The sequence below is a fragment of the Nocardia yamanashiensis NBRC 100130 genome (assembly GCF_001613325.1).
Taxonomy (GTDB): domain Bacteria; phylum Actinomycetota; class Actinomycetes; order Mycobacteriales; family Mycobacteriaceae; genus Nocardia; species Nocardia yamanashiensis.
Genome location: NZ_BDCD01000020.1, coordinates 25,059 through 46,852 on the forward strand (window position 1 = coordinate 25,059; position 21,794 = coordinate 46,852).

General features: G+C 70.0%; 21 protein-coding genes and 1 riboswitch. Of the genes, 9 read left to right on the forward strand and 12 right to left on the reverse strand.

Translation table 11 applies throughout. The annotated features are described in order from the left end of the window. Positions 1–14: 14 nt before the first annotated feature. Positions 15–962 carry an NAD-dependent epimerase/dehydratase family protein gene (locus tag NY1_RS23160; protein WP_067717126.1) on the reverse strand — a complete coding sequence of 316 codons (948 nt, stop codon included), beginning with the start codon at positions 960–962 and terminating at the stop codon, positions 15–17. A gap of 197 nt (positions 963–1,159) precedes the next feature. Here NY1_RS23160 and NY1_RS23165 point away from each other — a divergent pair, with 197 nt between their 5' ends. Then, the gene (locus NY1_RS23165; protein WP_067717128.1) at positions 1,160–3,649 is read left to right on the forward strand and encodes an FtsX-like permease family protein; all 2,490 of its coding nucleotides are present in this window, start codon (positions 1,160–1,162) and stop codon (positions 3,647–3,649) included. Between the two features lie 14 nt (positions 3,650–3,663). On the opposite strand, the gene NY1_RS23170 is transcribed toward NY1_RS23165, so the two are convergent. After that, positions 3,664–4,659, reverse strand: a complete 996-nt coding sequence (locus NY1_RS23170; RefSeq protein WP_067717131.1) for an alpha/beta hydrolase family protein — start codon at positions 4,657–4,659, stop codon at positions 3,664–3,666. Between the two features lie 162 nt (positions 4,660–4,821). Here NY1_RS23170 and NY1_RS23175 point away from each other — a divergent pair, with 162 nt between their 5' ends. Further along, positions 4,822–5,991 carry a winged helix DNA-binding domain-containing protein gene (locus NY1_RS23175; RefSeq protein WP_067717133.1) on the forward strand — a complete coding sequence of 390 codons (1,170 nt, stop codon included), beginning with the start codon at positions 4,822–4,824 and terminating at the stop codon, positions 5,989–5,991. A 170-nt stretch (positions 5,992–6,161) separates the two neighbouring features. Next, entirely contained in the window at positions 6,162–6,647 is a 486-nt protein-coding gene (locus tag NY1_RS23180; RefSeq protein ID WP_067717697.1) for a tellurite resistance TerB family protein, read from the forward strand. A 3-nt stretch (positions 6,648–6,650) separates the two neighbouring features. On the opposite strand, the gene nadC is transcribed toward NY1_RS23180, so the two are convergent. From nadC to nadA, 3 genes are all read right to left on the reverse strand, one after another. Further along, positions 6,651–7,511 carry a carboxylating nicotinate-nucleotide diphosphorylase gene (gene nadC, locus NY1_RS23185; protein ID WP_067717136.1) on the reverse strand — a complete coding sequence of 287 codons (861 nt, stop codon included), beginning with the start codon at positions 7,509–7,511 and terminating at the stop codon, positions 6,651–6,653. Positions 7,512–7,743: 232 nt separating this feature from the next. Next, positions 7,744–9,459 carry an L-aspartate oxidase gene (locus NY1_RS23190; protein WP_067717139.1) on the reverse strand — a complete coding sequence of 572 codons (1,716 nt, stop codon included), beginning with the start codon at positions 9,457–9,459 and terminating at the stop codon, positions 7,744–7,746. Positions 9,460–9,582: 123 nt separating this feature from the next. Then, positions 9,583–10,620, reverse strand: coding sequence for a quinolinate synthase NadA (nadA, locus tag NY1_RS23195; protein WP_067717142.1), 1,038 nt, complete (start codon positions 10,618–10,620; stop codon positions 9,583–9,585). A 77-nt stretch (positions 10,621–10,697) separates the two neighbouring features. Between nadA and NY1_RS23200 the strand changes: the two genes are divergently transcribed. After that, on the forward strand, positions 10,698–11,543 hold the full coding sequence (locus NY1_RS23200) for an NUDIX hydrolase (RefSeq protein ID WP_269821585.1): 846 nt from the start codon (positions 10,698–10,700) through the stop codon (positions 11,541–11,543). 21 nt (positions 11,544–11,564) lie between these two features. Here NY1_RS23200 and NY1_RS43790 read toward each other — a convergent pair whose 3' ends face one another. The 4 genes from NY1_RS43790 to bioB all read right to left on the reverse strand — a co-directional run bounded on the left by NY1_RS43790 (position 11,565) and on the right by bioB (position 13,801). Further along, a complete protein-coding gene (locus NY1_RS43790) occupies positions 11,565–11,738 on the reverse strand; it encodes a hypothetical protein (protein WP_169815389.1) in 174 nt (57 codons plus the stop codon). Positions 11,739–11,810: 72 nt separating this feature from the next. Beyond that, positions 11,811–12,530: a DUF2567 domain-containing protein gene (locus tag NY1_RS23205; protein WP_067717145.1), complete on the reverse strand. Its 720-nt coding sequence runs from the start codon at positions 12,528–12,530 to the stop codon at positions 11,811–11,813. Then, positions 12,530–12,745 carry a biotin synthase auxiliary protein BsaP gene (bsaP, locus tag NY1_RS23210; RefSeq protein ID WP_157762444.1) on the reverse strand — a complete coding sequence of 72 codons (216 nt, stop codon included), beginning with the start codon at positions 12,743–12,745 and terminating at the stop codon, positions 12,530–12,532. The genes NY1_RS23205 and bsaP overlap by 1 nt, the downstream gene beginning before the upstream one ends. A gap of 18 nt (positions 12,746–12,763) precedes the next feature. Next, entirely contained in the window at positions 12,764–13,801 is a 1,038-nt protein-coding gene (gene bioB, locus NY1_RS23215) for a biotin synthase BioB (protein ID WP_067717147.1), read from the reverse strand. Positions 13,802–13,908: 107 nt separating this feature from the next. On the opposite strand from bioB, the gene NY1_RS23220 reads away from it, so the two are divergent. The 5 genes from NY1_RS23220 (at position 13,909) to NY1_RS23240 (ending at position 18,529) form a co-directional block, all read left to right on the forward strand. Continuing rightward, a complete protein-coding gene (locus tag NY1_RS23220; RefSeq protein WP_067717150.1) occupies positions 13,909–14,493 on the forward strand; it encodes a TetR/AcrR family transcriptional regulator C-terminal domain-containing protein in 585 nt (194 codons plus the stop codon). 21 nt (positions 14,494–14,514) lie between these two features. After that, a riboswitch (cobalamin riboswitch) is annotated at positions 14,515–14,652 on the forward strand. Between the two features lie 33 nt (positions 14,653–14,685). Beyond that, positions 14,686–15,714 carry a FecCD family ABC transporter permease gene (locus NY1_RS23225; RefSeq protein ID WP_067717153.1) on the forward strand — a complete coding sequence of 343 codons (1,029 nt, stop codon included), beginning with the start codon at positions 14,686–14,688 and terminating at the stop codon, positions 15,712–15,714. After that, positions 15,711–16,559, forward strand: a complete 849-nt coding sequence (locus tag NY1_RS23230; RefSeq protein WP_369690448.1) for an ABC transporter ATP-binding protein — start codon at positions 15,711–15,713, stop codon at positions 16,557–16,559. Before NY1_RS23225 ends, NY1_RS23230 begins: the two co-directional genes overlap by 4 nt. Next, positions 16,556–17,578: an ABC transporter substrate-binding protein gene (locus NY1_RS23235; RefSeq protein ID WP_084535247.1), complete on the forward strand. Its 1,023-nt coding sequence runs from the start codon at positions 16,556–16,558 to the stop codon at positions 17,576–17,578. Before NY1_RS23230 ends, NY1_RS23235 begins: the two co-directional genes overlap by 4 nt. Positions 17,579–17,641: 63 nt before the next feature. Next, positions 17,642–18,529: an aldo/keto reductase gene (locus tag NY1_RS23240; protein ID WP_067717158.1), complete on the forward strand. Its 888-nt coding sequence runs from the start codon at positions 17,642–17,644 to the stop codon at positions 18,527–18,529. 38 nt (positions 18,530–18,567) lie between these two features. Here NY1_RS23240 and NY1_RS23245 read toward each other — a convergent pair whose 3' ends face one another. From NY1_RS23245 to NY1_RS23255, 3 genes are all read right to left on the reverse strand, one after another. Then, on the reverse strand, positions 18,568–19,716 hold the full coding sequence (locus tag NY1_RS23245; RefSeq protein WP_067717161.1) for an alpha/beta fold hydrolase: 1,149 nt from the start codon (positions 19,714–19,716) through the stop codon (positions 18,568–18,570). Between the two features lie 59 nt (positions 19,717–19,775). Then, positions 19,776–20,258: an SRPBCC domain-containing protein gene (locus NY1_RS23250; RefSeq protein WP_067717164.1), complete on the reverse strand. Its 483-nt coding sequence runs from the start codon at positions 20,256–20,258 to the stop codon at positions 19,776–19,778. 174 nt (positions 20,259–20,432) lie between these two features. After that, complete coding sequence (locus tag NY1_RS23255; protein ID WP_157762445.1) at positions 20,433–21,728, reverse strand: sensor histidine kinase; 1,296 nt, start codon at positions 21,726–21,728, stop codon at positions 20,433–20,435. Positions 21,729–21,794: the final 66 nt, after the last annotated feature.

Consider the following 21,794-nt stretch of genomic DNA (forward strand, 5'->3'; position numbering starts at 1 on the left):
GGACTGTTCCCGGGTCAGCGCAGCGCACCGGCGAGGGTCGTCACCCCTTCGCGATAGGTCGGGAAGGCCGGTTTCCAGCCGAGTTCGGCCTTGGCCTTGGCATTCGAGACGCCGATGGACAGGTCCAGCATCTGTGCGGCGGCCAGCGGGGAGCTCATGCGCATCGCCCGGCCCGGCACCCGCAGCGGCCGGCGGGCGCCGACGGCGGCGGCCATCGCGTCGAAAAGGACCGTCCAGGAGACCGGTTCGTCGTCGACGATGTTGTAGCTCTGGCCCGCGCGGCCGTGTTCCAGCGCGGCGACGGTGGCGCTCACGACATCGTCGATGTGCACGAAGCTCATTCGGCCCACGCCGCGGGCGGGCACCGGCACCAAGCGCAGCTTCATGGCGCGCAGCATGAGATCGGACGCGCCGCCGGGACCGTAGATCACGCCGTAGCGCAGGGCGATGCCGTCGAGCCCGCGCGCCCGCCAGGCATGCGCTTCGGCCTCGTGCAGGGCGGCCAGGAATTCGTCGTTGTGATCGCCTTGCAGCCGGGCGAAACCCGCCTGTTCGGTGACGAGTTCCGCGCCGTGGTCCCGGATTCCGTAACCGAGTACCAGCGATTGGGTGAGATAACGGGTGGCGCCGACCCTTTCGGCCAGCTCGACCAGGTTCTTGCTGCCGGTCTCGCGCAGGGTGTTGGTGCGCAGCAGGCCCGGGCTGTGATAGTGCGTGGGCGGGGAATTGCGGTATCCGGTGAGCTGGTGGACGACCGCGTCGGCGGTGAGCCGTTCGGTGGCGCGGGTCAGGCTCTTGGCGTCGAGGACATTGGCGATCAGCGGGGTCGCGCCCAGCGCGCGTGCCACCTCCGCGCCGCGGCCGCCGCGGGTGAGCGCGTACACCCGGTGCCCGCCCAGGCGCAGTGCCGTCACCAGCGGTCTTCCTATCGTCCCGGTCGCCCCGGCCACGATGATCTTCATTGCCTACCACCCTGTTTCACATGCGTACGCCACCCGCGAGCCTACCGTCTGGGACGGTTACCCGCCGGTATCGCGAGCCACCCTGCTCACCACCGGAATATCCGGTCCGATCGGCCCCGACACGCGCGGGACGCCGCCCTCGTGCGAAGCCGTCGCGATCGTGGACACCGGTTCACCCGGCACCCTAGCCTGAACCCATGATCGCGCTACTGGATCGCCTGCGGTTGTTCACCGTTCGCGAGTTCGCGACACACTGGGGGCGGACCGCGGCGTCGGTATTCGTAATGGCAGTGTCGTCGGCTTTCCTGGTCACGGTGCTCGGCATCTCCGGGTCGCTGACCGGGTCCATCGAACGGCTCGCGGCCGGGCTGTCCGGCAATGCGGCGCTGGAGATCTCGGGAGTGACCGACGCGGGCTTCGCGCAGTCGGTGCGCGACGATGTGGCCAAGGTGGCGGGGGTGCGGGCCGCGGTGCCCATGCTGCGGTCCAATGTCGGGCCGCATTCGGGTCAGCTGCTGATCCTCGGCGTCGACGGGTCCAGTGCCGCACTGGATTCGGATCTGCGCGGTGCGGTCGCCGGGGACGCGGTGGGCAAGCTGACCCGGGTTCGCGACGGCGTGCTCGCCGGGCCCGGCGCGGGCTACGCCGAAGGCGAGACGGTGCAGATCGGGCAGCATCAGGTGACGGTCGCGGCGGTGCTCGACGACGAGCAGTCGGCGCGGTTGAACGGCGGCCACTTCCTGGTGGCCCCGCTGCCGCTGGCGCAGCGCATCACCGATCGCGGCGAGCAATTGGATTCGGTGCTCATCGTCGCCGCGCCGGATACCGATGCGGCGCAATTGAAATCGGCGGTCATCGCGGCGGTGGCGGGGCGCGCGGTGGTGGGCCTGCCGGGCGCGCAGGCGGCGCAGACCGGCAACGGCATCGTGATGATCCAGTTCATCGGCACCATGGGCGCGGGCATCGCCTTCGTGGTGGCGGCGTTCCTGATCTACAACACCATGAGCATGGCGCTGGCCGGGCGGCGGCCGGTGATCTCCATGCTGCGGGCCATCGGCGGGCGCAAACAGACCATCGTGCGGGACGTGCTGATGGAAGCGCTGGTCATGAGCCTGGCCGGCGGGGCGCTCGGCGCGGTGGCCGGTATCTTCGCCGGGCAGTATGCGATCGGGCTGCTGCCCGGCGCGTTCACCCAGGTGACCGATGCGCGGCTGCAATACTTCCTGCCCGCCTACGCGATTCCGGCCGCGGTGGCGGCGACCGTGCTCACCACCCTCGCGGCCACGGCCATCGCGGCCCGGCAGGTGTACCGGGTGTCGCCGGTGGAGGCGCTGGCCCCGGTCGGCGGCTCCACCATCGACGCCGTACCCCGGCGGCTGCGGCTCGTGGCTGCGGCGGTGGGGGCGCTGCTCATCGTCGCGACGGTGCTGATCACGCGGGCGCACCTGGGCCTGTTCGCCGCTGTCGCACTGGGTTTCGCGTTCGCCGCCGAGATCGCGCTGGCGTTCGCCTGCACCGGGCCGATCGTGCGGGTCACCGGCGCGCTCACCCGGCGGCTGGGCGCGGCGGGGGTGCTCGCGGGCGTGAATATCGATCGCGCGCCGCGCCGGGTGTGGGCCACGCTCATGACGGTCGCCATCGCGGTGGCCATGACCATCACCATCACCGGGTCCAATGCGGACGCGGTGCGTTCGGCCCGTTCGACTTTCGCGTCACTGGCCGATACCGATGTCTGGGTCACCGTGCCGCCCGAGGACGCGGTGCCGACCGCGCTGCTGCCCGACGATCTGGCCGAGCGGGTGGCGTCGGTGCCGGGGGTGGCGAAAGTGGTGGAGGGGCAACTGTCCTTCGCCACCTTGGCGGGCACCAAGGCGCTGCTGTACGGGGTCGAGCCGGACAGTCATTACGCCATGCTCGTGGCGCTGGACGCCGACACTCAGCGCCGGGTGCTGGCCGGCGAGGGGATCGTGCTCTCGCGGGATCTGGCGCACACCCTCGAGGTGGCGACCGGTGATGACTTGACCTTGCAAACGCCCAGTGGGGCACGGCAGGTGCGGGTGCTGGCCACCGTCTCCTATTTCTCGGCGCTCACCGGAACCGCTTCGCTCAGCCTCGGTCTCATGCGGGAATGGTTCGAGCGGCCCGGGTCCTCCACCTTGCAGATCACCGCCGCACCCGGCACGGATCGCGAGGCCCTCGCGGCGGCGGTCCGGCAGGTCGCGCCGCCGGATGTGCACGTCTACACCGGGGACGCGGCGTTGGACGGCGTCAGCAGCGCCATGGAGCAGGGGCTCGCGCTGTCGCGCATCATGCTGGTCATCGTGTCGATCATCGCGGCCATGGGTCTGCTCAACACGCTCACCCTGGCGCTGCTGGAACGCCGCCGGGAACTGGGCATCCTGCGCGCGGTCGGCTCCAGCCGCCGGTTCGCGCTACGCATGGTGCTGGCGGAGGCGCTGGGCATCGGCGCGGTGGGGGCCGGACTCGGGGTGCTGTTCGGTTTGACCAACCAGCTCCTGTATTCGTTCCTGGCCACCGACTTGATGAGCCTGGACGTGAAGTTCCAGCCCGGCCCGATGCTGCTCGTATTCACCGGTGGCGCACTGGCTTTGAGCCTGCTCGGATCCATTCCCCCGGCGCTACGGGCGGCCCGGCTCAATATCGTCGAAGCCGTCAGCGCGGACTGACGGAACAGCGCGGATCAGCCGCCGCACAGGGTGTTCGGCGGGGACGGTGGCGCGGTGTCGATGCCGGCGGCGATATCGATCAGGTAGTCGTGGTCGCCGCCGAGTGGTTCGGTGTCGAGCAGCAGTCGCTGGACTACGCAACCGGATTCGTAGAAGACGGGGCCGAGTCCGTGGCCGCCGGGGACCACGCTGCCGTCGAGATCGCGGCCGGTGACCACGGTGTACATGGAGACCGGTTTGCCGGTGAGGGTCATGGCCGCGCGGGTCTCCAGGCCGGAGGCGTAGGGGACGAGGGCGTCGGCGGTGCCGTGAATCAGCAAGGCGCGCTTGATGCTCATGCGGTCCGCGAGCAAGGTCGGCGTCCGGTCCGCGTACGCCTGCGGGCAGATCCACGGCGTGCAGCCGCCCGCGTCGCGCTCGATCTCCGGACGCAAGGCAGGACCCGCCAGTGGCGCTTCCAGCCAGCCGGTGAAATCGCCCGACTGTCCGAAGGTATCCACCCAATAGTCGTAGGTCCCCGCCGGCGCGTACGCCGCCGCCAGCCCGCTGGTCACCCCGCCCTGACTCCACCCCCACAGCACGGTCCGCGAAATCGCCGGGTGCGCACCGCGATACCACTGCGTGGCACTGACCGTGTCCCGCCAGCCCGCCCACACATTCCACTCCCCCGTCCGCCATACGCTCGCCGCCGACCGCTGATCCATGGTGAGCAGCGGCGCACCGGTATTGCGCACGATCGAACTCATATACCCCTCGAAGTCGGCCGCGCTCCCCGCATGCCCGTGCACCGCCACGATCAGATCCCGCGCCTCCACATCCCCCGGCCGCTCCCGATACGGCTCGTACACCCGCCCCGTCGCCGTCTCCCCGTCGACCGTCAGCGTCACATCCCGAACCTCGACCCGCACCCCGTCCCCTGCCTCGGCCGAAACCTCCGGCACCGCAACCCCGGTCGCGGCCAGCACCCCCAGCACCGCCCCGACCACCACACCCGCGCTCCGACCTCGCATCGCCGCATCATCGCACGTCCGCACCCTTGCTCCGGTCACCCGCGCCGCACCCCCGCATCCGCGTCCCTCGTCATCCCGGCGTACCCGTCCCTCGTCGTCCCGGGAGGGCTGGTCTTGCGGCTGGATGTCGGTGGGCCGGGCTACAGTCCGATCGTGCGTTCGATGAGTGTGGCGGAGCGGCGGGCCCGGGTGGGGGTGCGGCATCGGCTGGCGGCCGCGCATCGTAGCGATGACGTGGAGGACATCGTGCGGTCGATGGTGGTGTTGCATGCCACCGATCCGGCGACGGTGTTCCTGTCGGTGGCGGCGCGCAGCCAGATCGCCGAACCGGGGCATGTGGAGAAGGCGCTGTACGAGGATCGGACGCTGCTGCGCATGCTGGCCATGCGGCGGACCATGTTCGTCGCGCCGCTGGATCTGGTGCCCGCGCTGCAGGCCGCGTGCGGGGACGGGCTGGCGCACAAGCAGCGCAAGACCTACGCGGGCTATCTGGAGAAGTTCGGGGCGGTCGAGGGGGACGTGGCCGCGTGGTGGGCGGAGGTCGAAGCGGAGACGCATGCGGCGCTGCTGGCGCGCGGGGCCGCCACCGGGGCACAGCTGGGCAAGGATGTGCCGCGACTACGGACGCAGGTCGATACCGCGCCGGGGAAGCCGTATTCGAAGCCGACCAACATCACCACCTGGGTGCTGGTGACCCTCGGCGCGGAAGGCCGGATCGTGCGCGGGCGGCCGAACGGGTCCTGGGGCAGCAGTCAATACACCTGGGCGCCGGTGGAATCGTGGGTGCCGCAGGGGATTCCGGCGCTCGCGGCGGACCGGGCGCGCGCCGAACTGGTGCGGCGCTGGCTGTGGACCTTCGGGCCCGCGCCGGTGAGCGATATCAAATGGTGGACCGGCTGGACCGCGGGCGAGGTCAAGAAAACCTTGGCGGCACTGGATGTCACCGAGGTGGACCTGGACGGCGTCACCGGACTCGTACTGTCCGACGATCTGGAACCGACCCCGGAACCGGAACCGTGGGCCGCGCTGCTGCCCGCGCTCGATCCGACGCCGATGGGCTGGCAGTCCCGCGACTGGTATCTCGGCGAGCACGGCCCGGCGCTGTTCGATCGCAATGGCAATGTCGGACCGACCATTTGGTGGAACGGGCACATTGTCGGCGGCTGGGCCCAGCGCGCCGACGGCGAGATCGCCTGGAAGCTATTGGCGGACGCCGGCGCGGAAGCGACCGCCGCCATCGCCGCCGAAGCCGAACGCCTGCGCGCCTGGTACGGCGAAGTACGGCCCATCCCACGCTTCCGTACTCCGCTCGAACGCGAACTCACCGCTTAACTCGCTGGTCACGCCCCCGTACCGCGGCCGATACGAGTACGATTGTCGCCGAATAATTTTCGTGTCCCTACCGGCCGACCGGCTGTTAGGGTCTGCTTGTAACGTCGCGCAGTCCGGACCTGGACACGGGGGTTGTGGTGTCGGTCCGGGAAGAATTCTCGGAGTGTGTCATGGCTTTCCTCAATCGCCTCATCTCGCATGCCACGTCCATCAGCAAATTGATGGACAGCGCGCCGAAATGGCGAGAACAACTACTGGCCAAGCGAAACGATCTGCGCGGCGGCACGTTCCGGGACGCCACCATGGGCATCTGCGCACTGGTCGCGGCGGCGGACGGCAGCATCGATCCGGGTGAGCGCATGCGGGTGGCGCAGCTCATCGGCTCGGATTCCATCCTGCAGCATTTCCCCACCGACGAACTGCGGACGCTGTTCGAGGACAACTGCAATCGGATCACCATGGATCCGGCGTTCGGGCGCGCCTATGTCATGCAGCAGATCGCCAAGGCCACCGGTAAGGACACCGAGGCCCGCGCGGTGGTGCAGATGGGCATCATGATCGGCAATGCGGACGGCAATTTCGATGCCAACGAGATCGCCGCCGTCAAGGAGGCCTGCCAGGTGCTGCACCTGGACCCGCGCGAGTTCGGGCTCTGAGACTCACATATCGAGACCGAGGTCCAGCACCCGCACCGAATGGGTGAGGGCGCCGACGGCGAGATAGTCGACGCCGGTGCGGGCGTAGTCGGCGGCCATATCGAGGGAAAGGCCGCCGGAGGACTCGAGTTTCGTGCCCGGCGCGGTCTTGTTGCGCCGCTGCACCGCGGCCTGCGTCATCCACAACGGGAAGTTGTCCAGCAGCACCAGCTGCACGTCCTCGGCCAGCACCGCGTCGAGCTGCTCGAGGCTGTCCACCTCGACCTCGCACTCGATCTCCGGGTTCAGCTCACGCACCGCGCGCAATGCGGCCACCACGGACCCGGCCGCGACCACGTGATTGTCCTTGATCAACGCCGCATCACCCAGTCCCATGCGGTGATTCACGCCCCCGCCGACCCGCACCGCGTACTTCTGCAGCGCCCGCAGCCCGGGCAGCGTCTTACGGCTGTCCCGAATCTTGCACTCGGTCTCCTCGACCGCATCCACCCACGCGGAGGTGGCGGTGGCGATACCCGACAGATGGCACACGATGTTCAGCAGCGTGCGTTCCGCGGTCAGCAACTGCCGCGTAGGCGCGACAAGCCGCAGCACCGTATCCCCCGGCTGCACCCGGGTCCCGTCCGCGACCCGTTCGCTCACTTCATAATTGCCCGCCCCGATCACCTCGTCCAGGACCAGCAACCCGACATCCAGCCCGGCCACCGTCCCCGGCTGCCGCGACACCATCGCCGCCTTGGCCACCGCATCAGCGGGAACCGTCGCCACCGTGGTGATATCGGGCCCATACCGCAGATCCTCATCCAGCGCGGTACGAATCAGCGCGACGACCTCGTCGCGATCCAATGCGGAATCGAGTGCCATTACAACGTTCCTTCTCGCGTGAAAGGTGAAGCGTGCCGGATTAAGTCGCCGCGCCGGGGAACCCGACTGCCGCGACCGGTCGGTATGCCGGGTCGGTGGTGAGGGGCGGCAGGCCCTCCGCCCGGGATGGGCGGTGGCAGCGGGGCTGCCGACGGGCCACCGAAGTCCGCGTCGGGGTGCAGACCGGCATGGGCGGCGTCGCCGCCTCCCGACCTGCGGTGGACAGCGCGACTCACGACGCGGACCGCATCGAGGGGGCGAGGTCTTCCGCCCAGCCGTCGGTGATCAGTTTGGGGCGGCCGTCGGCGCCGAGGCGGACCGCGGTGCTGCGGCGGAGTTCCTCGCGCGGGTCGGGGTGGTCGGAACGGGTGTGGCAGCCGCGGCTTTCGGTGCGGGCGGCGGCGGCCAGCAGGAGGGCTCGGGCGGTGAGGGTGAGTGCGGAGTCCTCGAGTTCGCGGATTACCGCGGCGGCGGAATCCGAACGTGCTGGGGCCGAATCGGAGTTTTCCGTGACGGCGTCCGAGGCTTGTCCGTTCGGCGATGCGGGCGGGGTGGCTTTGCCGAGGGCGAAGCGGACGGGGAGGTCGGGGGCGCTGACGTCGGAGATGAGGCCGACCATGCGGAGGACGGCGGAGCGGAGGCCGTCGCCGTCGCGGACTACCGAGGCGCGTTCGGTCATGAGTTCTTGCAGGAGTTTTCGGTCGGCGCGGGGGAAACGGAGGGGGCCGACTTCGGTGATGGGGGCGGCTTTGCCTTCGCGTTCGGCGGCGGCGGCACCGGCGCGTTCGCCGACCACCAGGCCCTCGAGGAGGCTGTTGGAGGCTAGGCGGTTGGCTCCGTGCAGGCCGGTGCGCGCGACCTCGCCGGCGGCGTAGAGGCCGGGGACGGCGGTGCGGCCGGAGGTGTCGGTGACCACGCCGCCGCACTGGTAGTGGGCGGCGGGGGCGACCGGAATGAGGGTGTTGCGCGGGTCGATTCCGGCTGCCAGGCACGAGGCGGTGATGTTGGGGAAGCGCTGGGCGAAGCCGTCGAGGCGGCGCGCGTCGAGGTAGACGTGGTCGGTGCCGAGCGTGTGCATCCGGGCGGCGATCGCGCGCGAGACGATGTCACGGGGTGCGAGATCTCCGCGTTCGTGCACGCCCGCCATGACCGATTCACCTTGGGAATCCACGAGAGTCGCGCCCTCGCCGCGCACGGCCTCGCTGATCAGCGGCCGCCGCCCCAGCCCGCCGGGGGTGAACAGCACGGTCGGATGGAATTGCAGGAACTCCAGATCCGACACCAGCGCACCCGCCCGCAAAGCCAGCGCGATGCCGTCGGCCGTGGCCCCGGCGGGATTGGTGCTGCAGGCGTACAACTGCCCGAGCCCGCCGGTGGCCAGCAGCACGGCGGGCGTGTGCACCACGCCGAAACCCTGCTCCGACACCGCGATCACGCCCCGCACCCCTTCGGGTCCGGTCACGATGTCCAGGACGGCGGCCCCGAACAGCACCGGCAACCCGGCCGCGTTCAACGCCCGCTGCACCTCGGCTCCGGTGGCATCGCCCCCGGCGTGAATGATCCGCCGGGTGCTGTGCCCGCCCTCCCGGGTCCGCGAAACCTCGCCGTCCCGACCGAGATCGAACACCGCCCCGAGATCGGTCAGCGCCGCGACGGCATCCACGCCGCCTTCGACGATCGACCGCACCGCCGCCGGATCACACAGCCCGGCCCCCGCCACCACGGTGTCGTGCACATGCGATTCCACCGAATCCCCGTGCGGCGCAACCACGGCGATCCCGCCCTGCGCGTACTGCGTGGAGGTGTCGGTGGGCCCGCCCTTGCTGAGCGTCAGCACGCGCAGCCCGCGCAGCGACGCCGTGCGCGCCGCGGTCAATCCCGCGACGCCGCCGCCCACCACCACCAGGTCGGCCTCGGCTTCCCAGGTGATCGATACGGATGTGTTCACTACATCCACCCCTTTCCGGGGAGACCGTGCGTACCCGCCGCCATGATGGACACATGGCCGAGGGGATGGTGAAGTTCTTCCACGGCGCGGGCGCACAGCCCGCGGCCCCGGCGGGGGCCATGGCTACTCGCCGCCGCCCGGGTTGCCGATCTCGATCATGCGCTGCACGGAGCTCTTGGCCCGGGCGGCGGTCTCGAGGTCGACGTGCACCTCGTCGCGGTTCTCCACCAGGCAGCGCAGCAGGGCGGCGGGGGTGATCATCTTCATGTAGGCGCAGGAGGCGCGGTCGTTGACGGCCTGGAAGTCGATGCCCGGGGCCGCTTTCCGCAGCTGGTGCAGCATGCCGACCTCGGTGGCGACCAGGACCTGCTTGGACTTGGCGGCCTTGGCGGCGTCGATCATGCCGCCGGTGGACAGGATGTGCACGCGGTCGGCCGGGAACTCGCCCGCACCGGCCAGGTACAACGCCGAAGTGGCGCAACCGCATTCGGGGTGCACGAACAGTTCGGCATCCGGGTGGGTGCGGGCCTGCTCGTTGAGCTCGTCGCCGTTGATGCCGGCGTGCACGTGGCACTCACCCATCCAGATGTGCATGTTCTCGCGGCCGGTGAGGCGCTTGACGTGCGCGCCCAGGAACTGGTCCGGCAGGAACAGCACCTCACGGTCGGGGTCGATGGAGGCGACCACGTCGACGGCATTGGAGGAGGTGCAGCAGATGTCGGTGAGCGCCTTCACCGCGGCGGTGGTGTTGACGTAGGAGACCACCAGCGCGCCCGGGTGCTCGGCTTTCCATTCGGCGAGCTGTTCGGCGGTGATGGAGTCGGCCAGCGAGCAGCCCGCGCGCTGATCCGGGATGAGCACGGTCTTCTCGGGGCTGAGGATCTTGGCGGTCTCGGCCATGAAGTGCACGCCGCAGAAGATGATGGTGTCCTCGGGCGCTTCGGCCGCGATCCGGGACAGCGCCAGGGAGTCGCCCACGTGGTCGGCCACGTCCTGGATCTCCGGCAGCTGGTAGTTGTGCGCCAGGATGGTGGCATTGCGCTCGCGCGCCAGCCGCTTGATCTCCGCCGCCCACTCCGGCGTCGCCTCGACGCCCGCGAATCCCGACGGGCCGTCCACGATGCGCTCGGACAGCGCGATCGTCGCACCTAGTGCAGCCATGGCATGGCTCCTTCTCTCATGCGCCCGGCAGCTTCGCCGATTCGCATACAACCGGTTTTCGACTTAGAATCGAAAACGTGCCCCATAGTAGCACCATCCACGAAACGCTCACCGCGGTGTTCCAGGTTCGTCGCTTCCCGGACGCCGTCGGTGCAGGTAGAAGTGCTAGCACCGGATCGGAAAGTGGTGCAGGACATGCGAATCGCGGTTCAGCGCCGAGTTCCGCGGCCGCTGGACGCAATACCGCCGGAACCGACGGGAAGGCCGCGGCCGTCACCCAGCGCTGCCCACCGGGCCAGCACACCGAACTCGCGGTACTGCTCTGGGAGCGGGCGCTGGACCCGGCGAAGGGCACCTGGTCGCTGCCCGGCGGGCGCTTGCGCGACGACGAGGACCTGGACGCCTCGGCGGCCCGGCAGCTGGCCGAGAAGGTCGATGTGCGGGAGCTGACGCACCTGGAGCAGCTGTCGGTGTTCAGCGATCCACATCGGGTGCCCGGGGATCGCCGGATCGCCTCGGCCTATCTGGGATTGGTGCCGTTGACGGCGGAGCCGGAACTGCCGCCGGACACCCGCTGGCATCCGGTGTCGGCACTGCCCGCCATGTCCTTCGATCACGGCATCGTCGTGGAGCACGCGCGCACGCGGCTGGCGGCGAAGCTCTCGTACACGAATATCGCCTTCGCGCTCGCGCCGGAGCGGTTCACCATGTCCACGCTGCGCGAGATCTATTGTGCGGCGCTGGGATACGACGTGGACACCACGAACCTGCAGCGAGTCCTGTCCCGGCGCAAGGTGATCACACCGACCGGTGCGACGGCATCGCCCGGGCGCGCGGGCGGGCGGCCCGCGGCGGTCTACCGATTCACCGACTCGGAGATTCGAGTAACGGACGAATTCGCAGCCCTGCGACCGCCCAGCTAACCGCCACTTCGGGCGCGCCGACTAATCGCGGTCGCGCTTGCGGTGTTTGTCGGCGCGCTTGTAGGCCCGTCCGCTCGGAACGGGTTGCGCCGCATTGGATCGGCGTAGTTCGTGGCGCTGCCGCCACGCGGTGAGGTCCGGTCGCTCCCCGGCGGTTTGCGGGGCGGGACCGGGCTGAGAAGCGACGGCGCCCATGGCCGGTCCCCCTTACATCCGTGAAGTCCGGCTCCACGGTAGGGGCACCCACTGACAGGTCGCCAGCGAATTTCAGCGGGTGCGATCGGATTCCGGCACGGAGCCGGGAGCCTCGAACGGCACCACGGGATCTCGGGGGCCGAGCGGTTGCGCCGGAGCGCCATTGGCGTACGGGCCGTAGGTCATGGCGGTGCCGAAGCCGGGTGCGACGACCTCGGGCTGCGGCAGTTCCCCACCGAACGGCAGGTATTCACCGCTGCCCAGATCGTCAGAAGTGCTGAGCGCGGCCATGATCAGCACGACCAGCGCCGCCAGCAGCGGCTGCACCAGTAGCACCGGCCAGCCTTCCACGATCGGCGCTATCTCCACGATGGACCGCACGGGCGGATGCGCCGGCCGGGTATGCAATTGCTCGGCCACCGCCTCCCCCACCCAGCGCATGAGCGAAGACCCCAGCGCCGCACCGGCGAGCAGACCGACCAGCAGGATCGGCCCGCGCACCCGCCGCCATCGCCAGGTCGCCACCGCGGTCAGCACCGCGACCACCATGGCGATCAGCACATAGATGGCCACGGCATCGAACCGATGCGTGCTCTCCCCCGTCAGCGGCGCCCCGCGATCGGGCTCCACCACCAGAAGCTGTTCGGCGGGAGCCAGATACGCCCACACCACCCCGCCCAGCGCGCTGAACGCCGCGACGGCGAGGAAGACCAGCGCCGCGGCCCGGCCCTCCCGCTTGACGACCTCGGCGGATAGCCTCCCGGGCGCGGCGCCGGCCACGGTGGCTGCCACTAGCGGCGTTCCAGATCGCTGGAGTCGAGCACCCCGTGCCGGGAGCACTTCGCCCACCAGCCGTCGGGGCTGACCTGCACGATCATCCGGCGGCCGCACTGTTCGCAGAAGCGCGGCGGCTCCAATCCCAGTGCGGCGGAAGGTGGAATCGGGTCGTCCAGACCCGGCACCACGCGCTTACCCGTGAACGGGTTGTATCGCTCCTCGATGTCCACGACCACCTTCCTACTATCTCAGAGCGTTTCGTTCAGCGCCTTGATCGGCATCTTCAGTTCGCCGAGCAGATCGATATCCGATTCGGCGGGCCGGCCCAGGGTGGTCAGGTAGTTGCCGACGATGACGGCATTGATGCCGCCGAGGATGCCCTGCTTGGCGCCCAGGTCGCCGAGGGTGATCTCGCGACCGCCCGCGAAACGCAGGATGGTGCGCGGCAGCGCGAGGCGGAAGGCGGCCACGGCGCGCAGCGCGTCGGCGGCCGGCAGCACCTCGAGGTCGCCGAAGGGGGTGCCCGGGCGCGGGTTGAGGAAGTTCAGCGGCACCTCGTCCGGCTCCAGCGACGCCAGGTCGGCGGCGAATTCGGCACGCTGCTCCAGGGATTCGCCCATGCCGAGGATGCCGCCGCAGCAGACCTCCATACCGGCCTCGCGCACCATGCGCAGGGTTTCCCAGCGCTCGTCGTAGGTGTGGGTGGTGACCACGTTCGGGAAGTGCGAGCGCGCGGTCTCGAGATTGTGGTTGTAGCGGTGCACGCCCATGGCGGCCAGCTGATTCACCTGATCCTGGTTCAGCATGCCGAGCGAGCAGGCGACCTGGATGTCGACCTCGTTGCGGATGGCCTCCACGCCGGCCGCGACCTGCGCCATCAAACGCTCGTCGGGTCCGCGCACCGCGGCCACGATGCAGAATTCGGTCGCGCCGGTCTTGGCGGTCTGCTTGGCGGCCTCGACCAGCGATGGGATGTCCAGCCACGCGGCGCGCACCGGCGACTGGAAAAGGCCGGACTGCGAACAGAAGTGGCAGTCCTCGGGGCAGCCGCCGGTCTTGAGCGAGATGATGCCCTCGACCTCGACCTCGGGACCGCACCACTTCATGCGCACGTCGTGCGCGAGGGCGAGCAGCTCCTCGAGCTTGTCGTCGCCCAGCCGCAGCACCTCGAGGGTCTGTTCCTGGTTCAGGCCGACGCCGCGTTCGAGCACCTGCTCGCGGGCGATGGCGAGAATGTCGTCGCTGGCCGAGCCGGCGGCTTCGGTGGTGACGGCTGCCTGGGTCATGGCGCGCAAATCCCTTCGTCCGGCCCCGTAGGCCGAGCAACTTGAACGGTGTTCAGGGTAGGCTAGCAGCCGGAAACGTGAGCCGGAACACGAAGGGGTCGGAATCAGTGCAACTGCACCGCACGGATGTGGTCGACGGGGCCATCGCCATTCTCGATCAGTACGGCCTCGCGGATCTCACCATGCGGCGGCTGGCCGGATCGCTGCATGTCCAGCCCGGGGCGCTGTACTGGCATTTCCCCAATAAGCAGGCGCTGCTGGGCGCGGTGGCGGACCGGATTCTCGCGCCCATGGACGAGGCCGTCGAGGCGACCGAGTGGTCGAGTCAGATCACCGAGCTCGCGCATCGGCTGCGGTCCTGCCTGCTCGCCTATCGCGATGGGGCGGAACTGGTTTCGTCCACCTACGCCTCCCGGCTCACCACCTCCAAGGGCCGCGAGCGCCTGGCCTCGGCGGCCATTCGCGCCGGAATGACCCGGGAGGAAGCCGATCTCGCGGCCTTCACCCTGCTGTACTACGTGCTCGGTCAGACCGTGGACGAGCAGTCGCGCATCCAGATGGACTCGGCGGGCGCGCTCACCGAGGAGAACTCCCCGCTGCACGACACCGTGGACGCGACGGCGCGCTTCGATTTCGGCTTGCAGCTGTTCGTGTCCGGTGTGCGGCATCTGCTGGGCACCCGGGTGCGCTGAGGTCACGACCCCCGTCCGCCGAATTAATACCGAACGGTAGAGTTTCGGCCGTCATCCCCGGCGGGTGCGGGAATCCGGTGTGAATCCGGAACGGTCGCGCCACTGTGAGCGTGCGAATTTCGTGCGCGAGTCAGACCTCCCCCACCGGGCAGCATTCTGGAGAGGCCGCGATTTGCCTGTGGAGCTAGGTCGATGAGCCGTGCGCGGACATCGTTGTGGTTACCCCTGCTCGGGGGTTTGCTGATCGTCGCCATGGTGGTGGCGACCGGGTTCGGCGCCGAGATCGTGCCGGTGCGCTCGGTCATCGAGGTACTAGCCGGACGGCTGAGCGGGAACCCCGCGAACTCCGGTCTCGACACCATCGTGTGGCAATTGCGGGTACCGCGCACCGTGCTCGCCGCCATCGTGGGCGCGGGTCTCGCGCTCGCCGGGACCGCCATGCAGACCCTGGTGCGCAATCCCCTCGCCGACCCCTATCTGCTCGGCGTCTCCTCCGGTGCGGGAGTCGGTGCGGCGGCGGTCATCACATCCGGGGTGTTCGCCGGGGCTGGGCTGTGGGCGCTGTCGGCGGGCGCGCTCGCCGGGGCCCTGCTCGCGGCGGCCGCGGTCTTCATCATCGCGATCGCGCAGGGCGGACTGACTCCGTTGCGGCTGGTGCTCACCGGCACCGTGCTCGGCTCCGCGTTCGCGGCGTTCAGCAGCTACCTGGTCTTCCGCAGCAGCGATCCCGCCGCCGCCCAATCGGTCCTGTTCTGGCTGCTCGGCAGCCTGTCCGGCGCGGACTGGACCCGAATCCTGCTGCCCGCCACCGTGGTAGCGGTCTGCGCGGGGGCCCTCATGCTGGCCGCCAACTGGCTCGACGCCCTGAACCTGGGCCCGGACGCGGCCGCCTCCATCGGAGTTCCGGTGCGCGAGCTGCGCATCGCGCTATTCATACTCCTCGCGATCCTGGTGGGCGTCCTGGTAGCGGTCTCCGGCGGTATCGGGTTCGTCGGCCTGGTGGTACCGCATGCCGCTCGCCTGCTGGTCGGTCCGCGGCACCGCATGCTGCTGCCGACGTCCGCGCTCTGCGGCGCGATCTTCCTCGTAGCCGCCGACGCGGCCACCCGGGTCCTGGTGCGCCCCACCGAAATCCCGGTCGGCGTCCTCACCGGCCTGATCGGCGCCCCCGCCTTCCTGCTGCTCATGGGCCGCCGCCGCTACCGATTCGGTGCCGCATGAGGTGGCGGCGCACGACGACCGAGCTCAGCGGAGCTGCGGCGGCGAGCGCGACACCGCCCATGAACGCGGCCCGGATCGACGTGCGGGCGCTGGCTTGTGCGGCGGGGCGGCGGACCGTGGTGACGGGGGTGGAGTTCTCGGTGCGGGCCGGGGAGGTCGTGGGGATCGTGGGGCCGAACGGGAGCGGGAAGACCACACTGTTGCGGACGCTGGCCGGGCTGACACGGCCGGTGAGCGGGGAGGTGCTGGTCGGAGGGCGTGCGGTGCACCGGGTTTCGGGGCGGGAGCGGGCTCGGCTGGTGGCGTTGGTGGGGCAGGACGAGCGGCCGCCGGAGGATCTGCTGGTGGGGGAATTGGTGGCGTTGGGGCGGACGCCGTATCTGCCGCCGTGGGGTGCGGGTGGAGGCGGGGAGCAGGCGGTGGTCGCGGAGGCACTGCGGCGGGTGGATCTGGCGGGGTTCGAAGGCCGGGCGGTGCACCGGCTGTCGGGCGGCGAGCGGCAGCGGGTGATGCTGGCGCGGGCGCTGGCGCAGGAGACGCCGGTGTTGCTGCTGGACGAGCCGACCAATCATCTCGATGTGACGCATCAGCTCGAATTGCTGGAACTGGCAAGGGGATTGGGCCGGACAGTGGTCATGAGCCTGCACGAGCTGGCGCTGGCGGACCGGTACTGCGATCGAGTGCTGGTCGTGCACGACGGGCGGACCGAACCGCTGGCGGAGCCGGGGGTGGCCCTGCGGAACGAGGTGCTCGAGAAGGTTTTCGGGGTGGGTGCGACGCGGGTGGCGCATCCGGAGACCGGGGAAACACATTTACTGATCACTGCGCGAAAGGCTCAGGCGTGAAAAGGATTACGAAGGTCGCGGGGGTCGCGGCGGTGGCGGCGATCGCGGTGGCGGGATGCGGGAGTCCGCAGGCGGCGAGCGGGAATCTGACCGTACGGAATTGCGGTGTGGAGGCGGCGTTTCCGGCGCCGGCGCAGCGGATGTTCGTCAATGACGGGAATCTGATCTCGATGGCGCTGGCGCTGGGTGCGCAGGAGCAGGTGGTGGCGGTGTCGAGCCTCAAGCGGGATGCCGATACCTTGCGGCGGCACTACGGGGACGTCGTGGACAAGCTGAATCAGGTTGCGCCGGAATATCCTTCGCGGGAGACGGTGCTGGCGCAGCGGCCGGACGTGATGGTCGCCGGATGGAATTACGGCTATTCCGAGGCCACGAATCTGACGCCGGATTCGCTGCGGGCGGCGGGGGTCGCGCCGTATGTGCTGACCGAGAGCTGCCGCCAGGCCGACGGGGAGCGCGGGATCACCGACGCATGGACGGCGCTGCGGACCGATCTCACGGATTTGGGGGCCATTACCGGGAAAGGTGAGCGGGCAGGCCAGCTCACCGCCGATATCGACCAGCGGCTCACGGCCCTGCGTGCGGCCCCGCAGCCGGAGCGCAAGCCGGTGATCTTCGTCTTCGACAGCGCTTCCGACACCGTGTTCTCCAGCGGGAAATTCGGTGCGCCACAGGCGATCCTGGAAGCGGCGGGTGCGCGCAATGCCCTCGAGGACGTCTCCGACACCTGGACCGCCGTGTCGTGGGAGCGCCTGGCGGCGGCCGATCCCGATGCCATCGTCTTCGTGGACTATCCGCCGCAGACCTTCCAGCAGAAGGTGGATCTGTTGCGCGCCAAACCGGGCATCCAGAATCTGCGCGCGGTCACCGCGAGCCGGTTCCTGAATCTGCCGTACGCGCTGTGGACCAGCGGCCCGCTGAACATCGATGCCGCCGAACAGGTCCGCGTCCAGCTCGAGACCTGGAACCTGGCGCCGCGTTCCGGCATCCGCCCGGCATTCGACGACACGGTCCGCTAGCCGCCGGGAATGCCCCGCACCGCAGCCGAGTTCAACCCCACCGCAACCACAGTGCGAAGGGATATGGCGATGGCGAACACATTCGAACTCGGCGGCGATCTCACGGTCGACCGGCTCGGCTACGGCACCATGCGGCTGGCCGCCGCCCCGGAACCGGGATTCGAGGCGGGCATGGGCCATATCTGGCGCGCGCCGGCCGATCGGGAATCGGCGCAGGCCGTGCTGCGCAAGGCCGTCGAGCTGGGCGTGAACCTCATCGACACCGCCGACTCGTACGCGCTCGGCGAGAACGAGGAACTGGTGGCGGAGGCGCTGCACCCGTACGCCGATCAGGTCGTGATCGCCACCAAGGTCGGCGTGCTGCGGCCCTCCCCGGTCGAATGGGTACCGCTCGGGCACCCCGCCTACCTGCGCCAGCAGACCGAATTGAGCCTGCGCCGTTTGAAAGTGGACCGTATCGACCTGTTGCAGCTGCATCGCCTGGATCCGGCGTACCCGCTCGAGGATCAGATCGGCGCGCTGAAGCAGCTCGTCGACGAGGGCAAGGCGCGGCATATCGGCCTGTCCGAGGTCAGCGTCGAACAGTTGCGGGCCGCGCAGGAGATCACCCCGATCGCCAGCGTGCAGAACATGTACAACCTGGCCGAACGCGGTCACGAGGAAGTGGTGGATTACGCCGCCGCCCAAGGCATCGCGTTCATTCCTTTCTTCCCGGTCGCCGGAGGCGCGGTGACCGGCCCGGGTTCGCCGGTCGCCGAGGTCGCCGCCGAAATCGGGGCCACGCCCGCCCAGACCGCGCTGGCCTGGCTGCTGCACCGCTCCCCCACCATCCTGCCGATTCCGGGCACCACCTCGCTCGAACATCTCGCGGAGAACGTGGCGGCCCGCTCGGTGCGCCTGTCCGACGCCCAGTTCGCGCGGCTGTCCGAACTGGCCACCGCGGCGGCGTGATCCGGCCCGCAGCGTGAGCCGCCGGTTCGCGAGGCGAGCTATCCGCCCGCCGTGGCTCCCGTCCCGGATTCCCGCTGCACCAGCCGCACGAACGGCACGATCTGCTGCGCGATGACCGTGTTGTACTCCTCGGGACGCTGAATCGGATTGGCGTGGGCGGTGGTCCGGGTCGTCACCACCAGCAGGGTGCCGTCCACGCCGCCCACCCGGTCGATCAAGGCCCGATGCGAATACTCGACGTCCACGATCGGATCGCGGTAGGCCTCGTGCGGCCGGATGAACACGATGGCCGGGCGCGGTTTGCCGTCGGCCGGTTTGGCCAGGGCGCGCAGATCGTCGACCGCGCCGCCCGACACGATCGCCTTGAACTGGGCTTCGATCAGGCCGTTGCTGGCGGTGTCGGCATTGAAGATCTTGTCCTCCAGCACGTCCAGCACCACCTCGCGGAACTCATCGGCGCGGAAACCGTTGCGGCCGCGCAGGAATCGCTCGTGGCGGGCATAGGTCTCGACCGTGAAGCGCAGGATCCGGCTCTCCCGCGCGCCGGGAATCCAGCCCATCCAGCGCTGCATGTTCTCGCCCTGGTCGCGGCTCTCCGGGCGCACCGCGTGCAGGTCGACGGGGGTGCAATCCAGTACCACCGCAACGACTTTCCGGGTGCTCTCGGTGTGCAGGTGGGCGGCGATCTCCAGCGCGATCACCCCGCCCATGCTGTGCCCGACCAGGGTGACGTTCGGGATCTTCGCCGCCTCGGTGACCTTCACGATCAGGTCCGCGATCACCTTGGTGTCGATACCGGCATTGTCGTAGCGCACCGCCCACACCGAACCCAGCCGGGCGAGGGCGGGCAGGGCGCGGGCGGTGTCGGAGGCGTCGAGCACGCCGAGCCCGACCAGGTCGAATACGGCGGCGTCCCGGGCCTGCGGGTCGGCGGGACCGGCGATGGGCAGCACCGCGGGCGTGGTGCGGGCGAGCCGGGCGCGTTCCGGGGCCACGTCGCGCGCCATGTACTGGGCGAAGATCACCAGCAGCACCAGCGGAATCAGGCTGAGCCGCAACAGGATCAGCCGGGCGCGCCGCCAGCGCACCCAGTCCTGCCCCCAGCGGGTGTCGAGCAGGCGGGCCCGGCGCCGCCGGTCGTCGTACTCGGCGACCGTGGACGGATTGGGGTAATCCGGCAAGGCCATACCAACCCACTGTAAGCACGAGCCGGAAACGATCAAGCCCTACCGGGGAGCCGGCCGGGTCACTCGGGTTCGGGATGCGCGGCCACCCAGCGTTCGGCCACCGCGGCCAGCCGGGACAGTGCCATCCGGAAGCCGACCTCGTTGTCCTGGGCGGACAGGCCGGGCGGGAGATTGTCGTGCCGGGCCACGATGCGGGTGCCGCCGGGCGCGTCGGCCAGGGTGTAGCTGATCGTCATCTCACCCTGTAATTCCGGATCGTCGGTCTCGAACTCGACCGTCTGCACCACTTCGGAATTCGGGACCAGCCGGGCGAAACAGCCGTGGAAGGTGTCGGTGCGCGCCGAGGTCTTGCCCGTCGCGTTCGGCACGTCGTAGGTGAGCGAGATGCGGAAGCGCCCGCCCACCCGCGCATCGAATTCGTGGATGCGACTGGTCATTCCGTCCGGCACCATCCAGGTCCGGACCGAGCGCGCGTCCAGCAGCGCGCGGAAAACGTTCGGACGCTGCGCACTCACGAGCCATTCGACATTGGTGGCGGTCACGCGAGCACCATACGCCCGAGGTGACCTAGATCACAGGAGGTTGGGTGGAACCGCCAGGGGGCTTGCGTGTCGCGCCGAATACGCCCGGCTCACGATCGTCCTCGGCGGGGTGGGTCGCCGCCCCCGGCCCGAGGTGGCGACGCGCGGCAGGCCGGCCTTCGGGGCGGGGCGAAATCACGCTTCGGGGGCGGGCGGCAGCGCGAGTGTGGCGACCGCGCCGCCGTCGGGCGCGTCGGTGATCTCGACCGAGCCGCCGTGTACCTGGGCCACCCAGCGCACGATCGACAGCCCGATGCCGTGCCGCCCACCCGTGCCGGTCGCGCCGCGCTCGAACGGATCTGCCAGGGCGGGATCCAATCCTGGGCCGTGGTCGCGCACGGTGACGCGGCCCCGCGCCACCGTCACCTCGATCGGTGCGCCGCCGTGCACCGCGGCATTGTCGATCAGATTCCGCACCGCCAAAGCCAGCAGGTCCGGATCGGCTTGTACCGCAGCGGGTTCGGTGCGCAGGTCGATGCCGGGCAGGCCGCTCTCGGCCACCACGCCTTCGACCAGTTGGTCCAGATGCAGGCGCTGGGTGTCGAGTTCGCCGATGCCGGTCTCGGCGCGGGTGCGCGCGAGCAGGCCGGTGACCAGGCGGCCCATGCGGTCGGTGAGCGTCCGGGCGTCGGTGACCGCGCGCCGGGCATCCGCCGGATCACGCAGGGCCGCATCGAGATACAGGCGCAGCTTGGTCAGCGGGGTGCGCAGTTCGTGCGAGGCGTCGGCGAGGAATCGCTCCTGTTCGGCCAGCATGCGCGCGGCGGGCCGCATGCTCACCCCCGACAGCAGATGCCCGGCCAGCGCCGCCACCGCGACCAGCGCCAGCCCGCCCAATTCCAAGGCCAGCAGCAGTCGCCGATGATCCCGCTCACCCGCCGCGGTCCCCGCCGCCGCGAAAACCACCGCACTCACCTCGGATTCATTGCCCCACACCGGTTCCGCCGCCACCCGCACCCGGTTCCCGTCGCGATCCGGCAGCGTACTCAGCACCAGCTCCTCGGCGTCGGCCGTATGCGCGGCGAGTTCGGTCAGCTGCTCCGGCAGTCCGGCACGCTCGTGCGCGAACGCTTCCCGCCAACGCCCCTCCCCGTCCCGAACCAGCACCGCCACCGCCGTGGTCCCCTGGGCGAGGTCGTCGTCACGCACCACCTCCAGATCGGCGTTCCCGTCCTCGTCCCAATACACCTCCCGCGCCAATCCGGTCACCACCCGGTCGACCCCGTCGTTCAGCGCCCGGTCCCGCGACTGCGAATCGATCGACGCCGCAACGCCGCCCAGCACGATCAGACACAGCGCCGTGATCACCGTGAACAACCCGGTCAACGCCCAGCGCGTCCGCCGGAACCGGCCCGGCGTCAGCGCCGACCGGCCGGTGCCGCGCGACGAGCGACGCGCGTGCGCCCGTCGCGCCGGTATCCGCTTCGGCACCCACCGCACTCGAATCACCGCGCGCCGCAGTGGAAAAGACGCAGCGGCGAGCGGCCTGATCCCGGC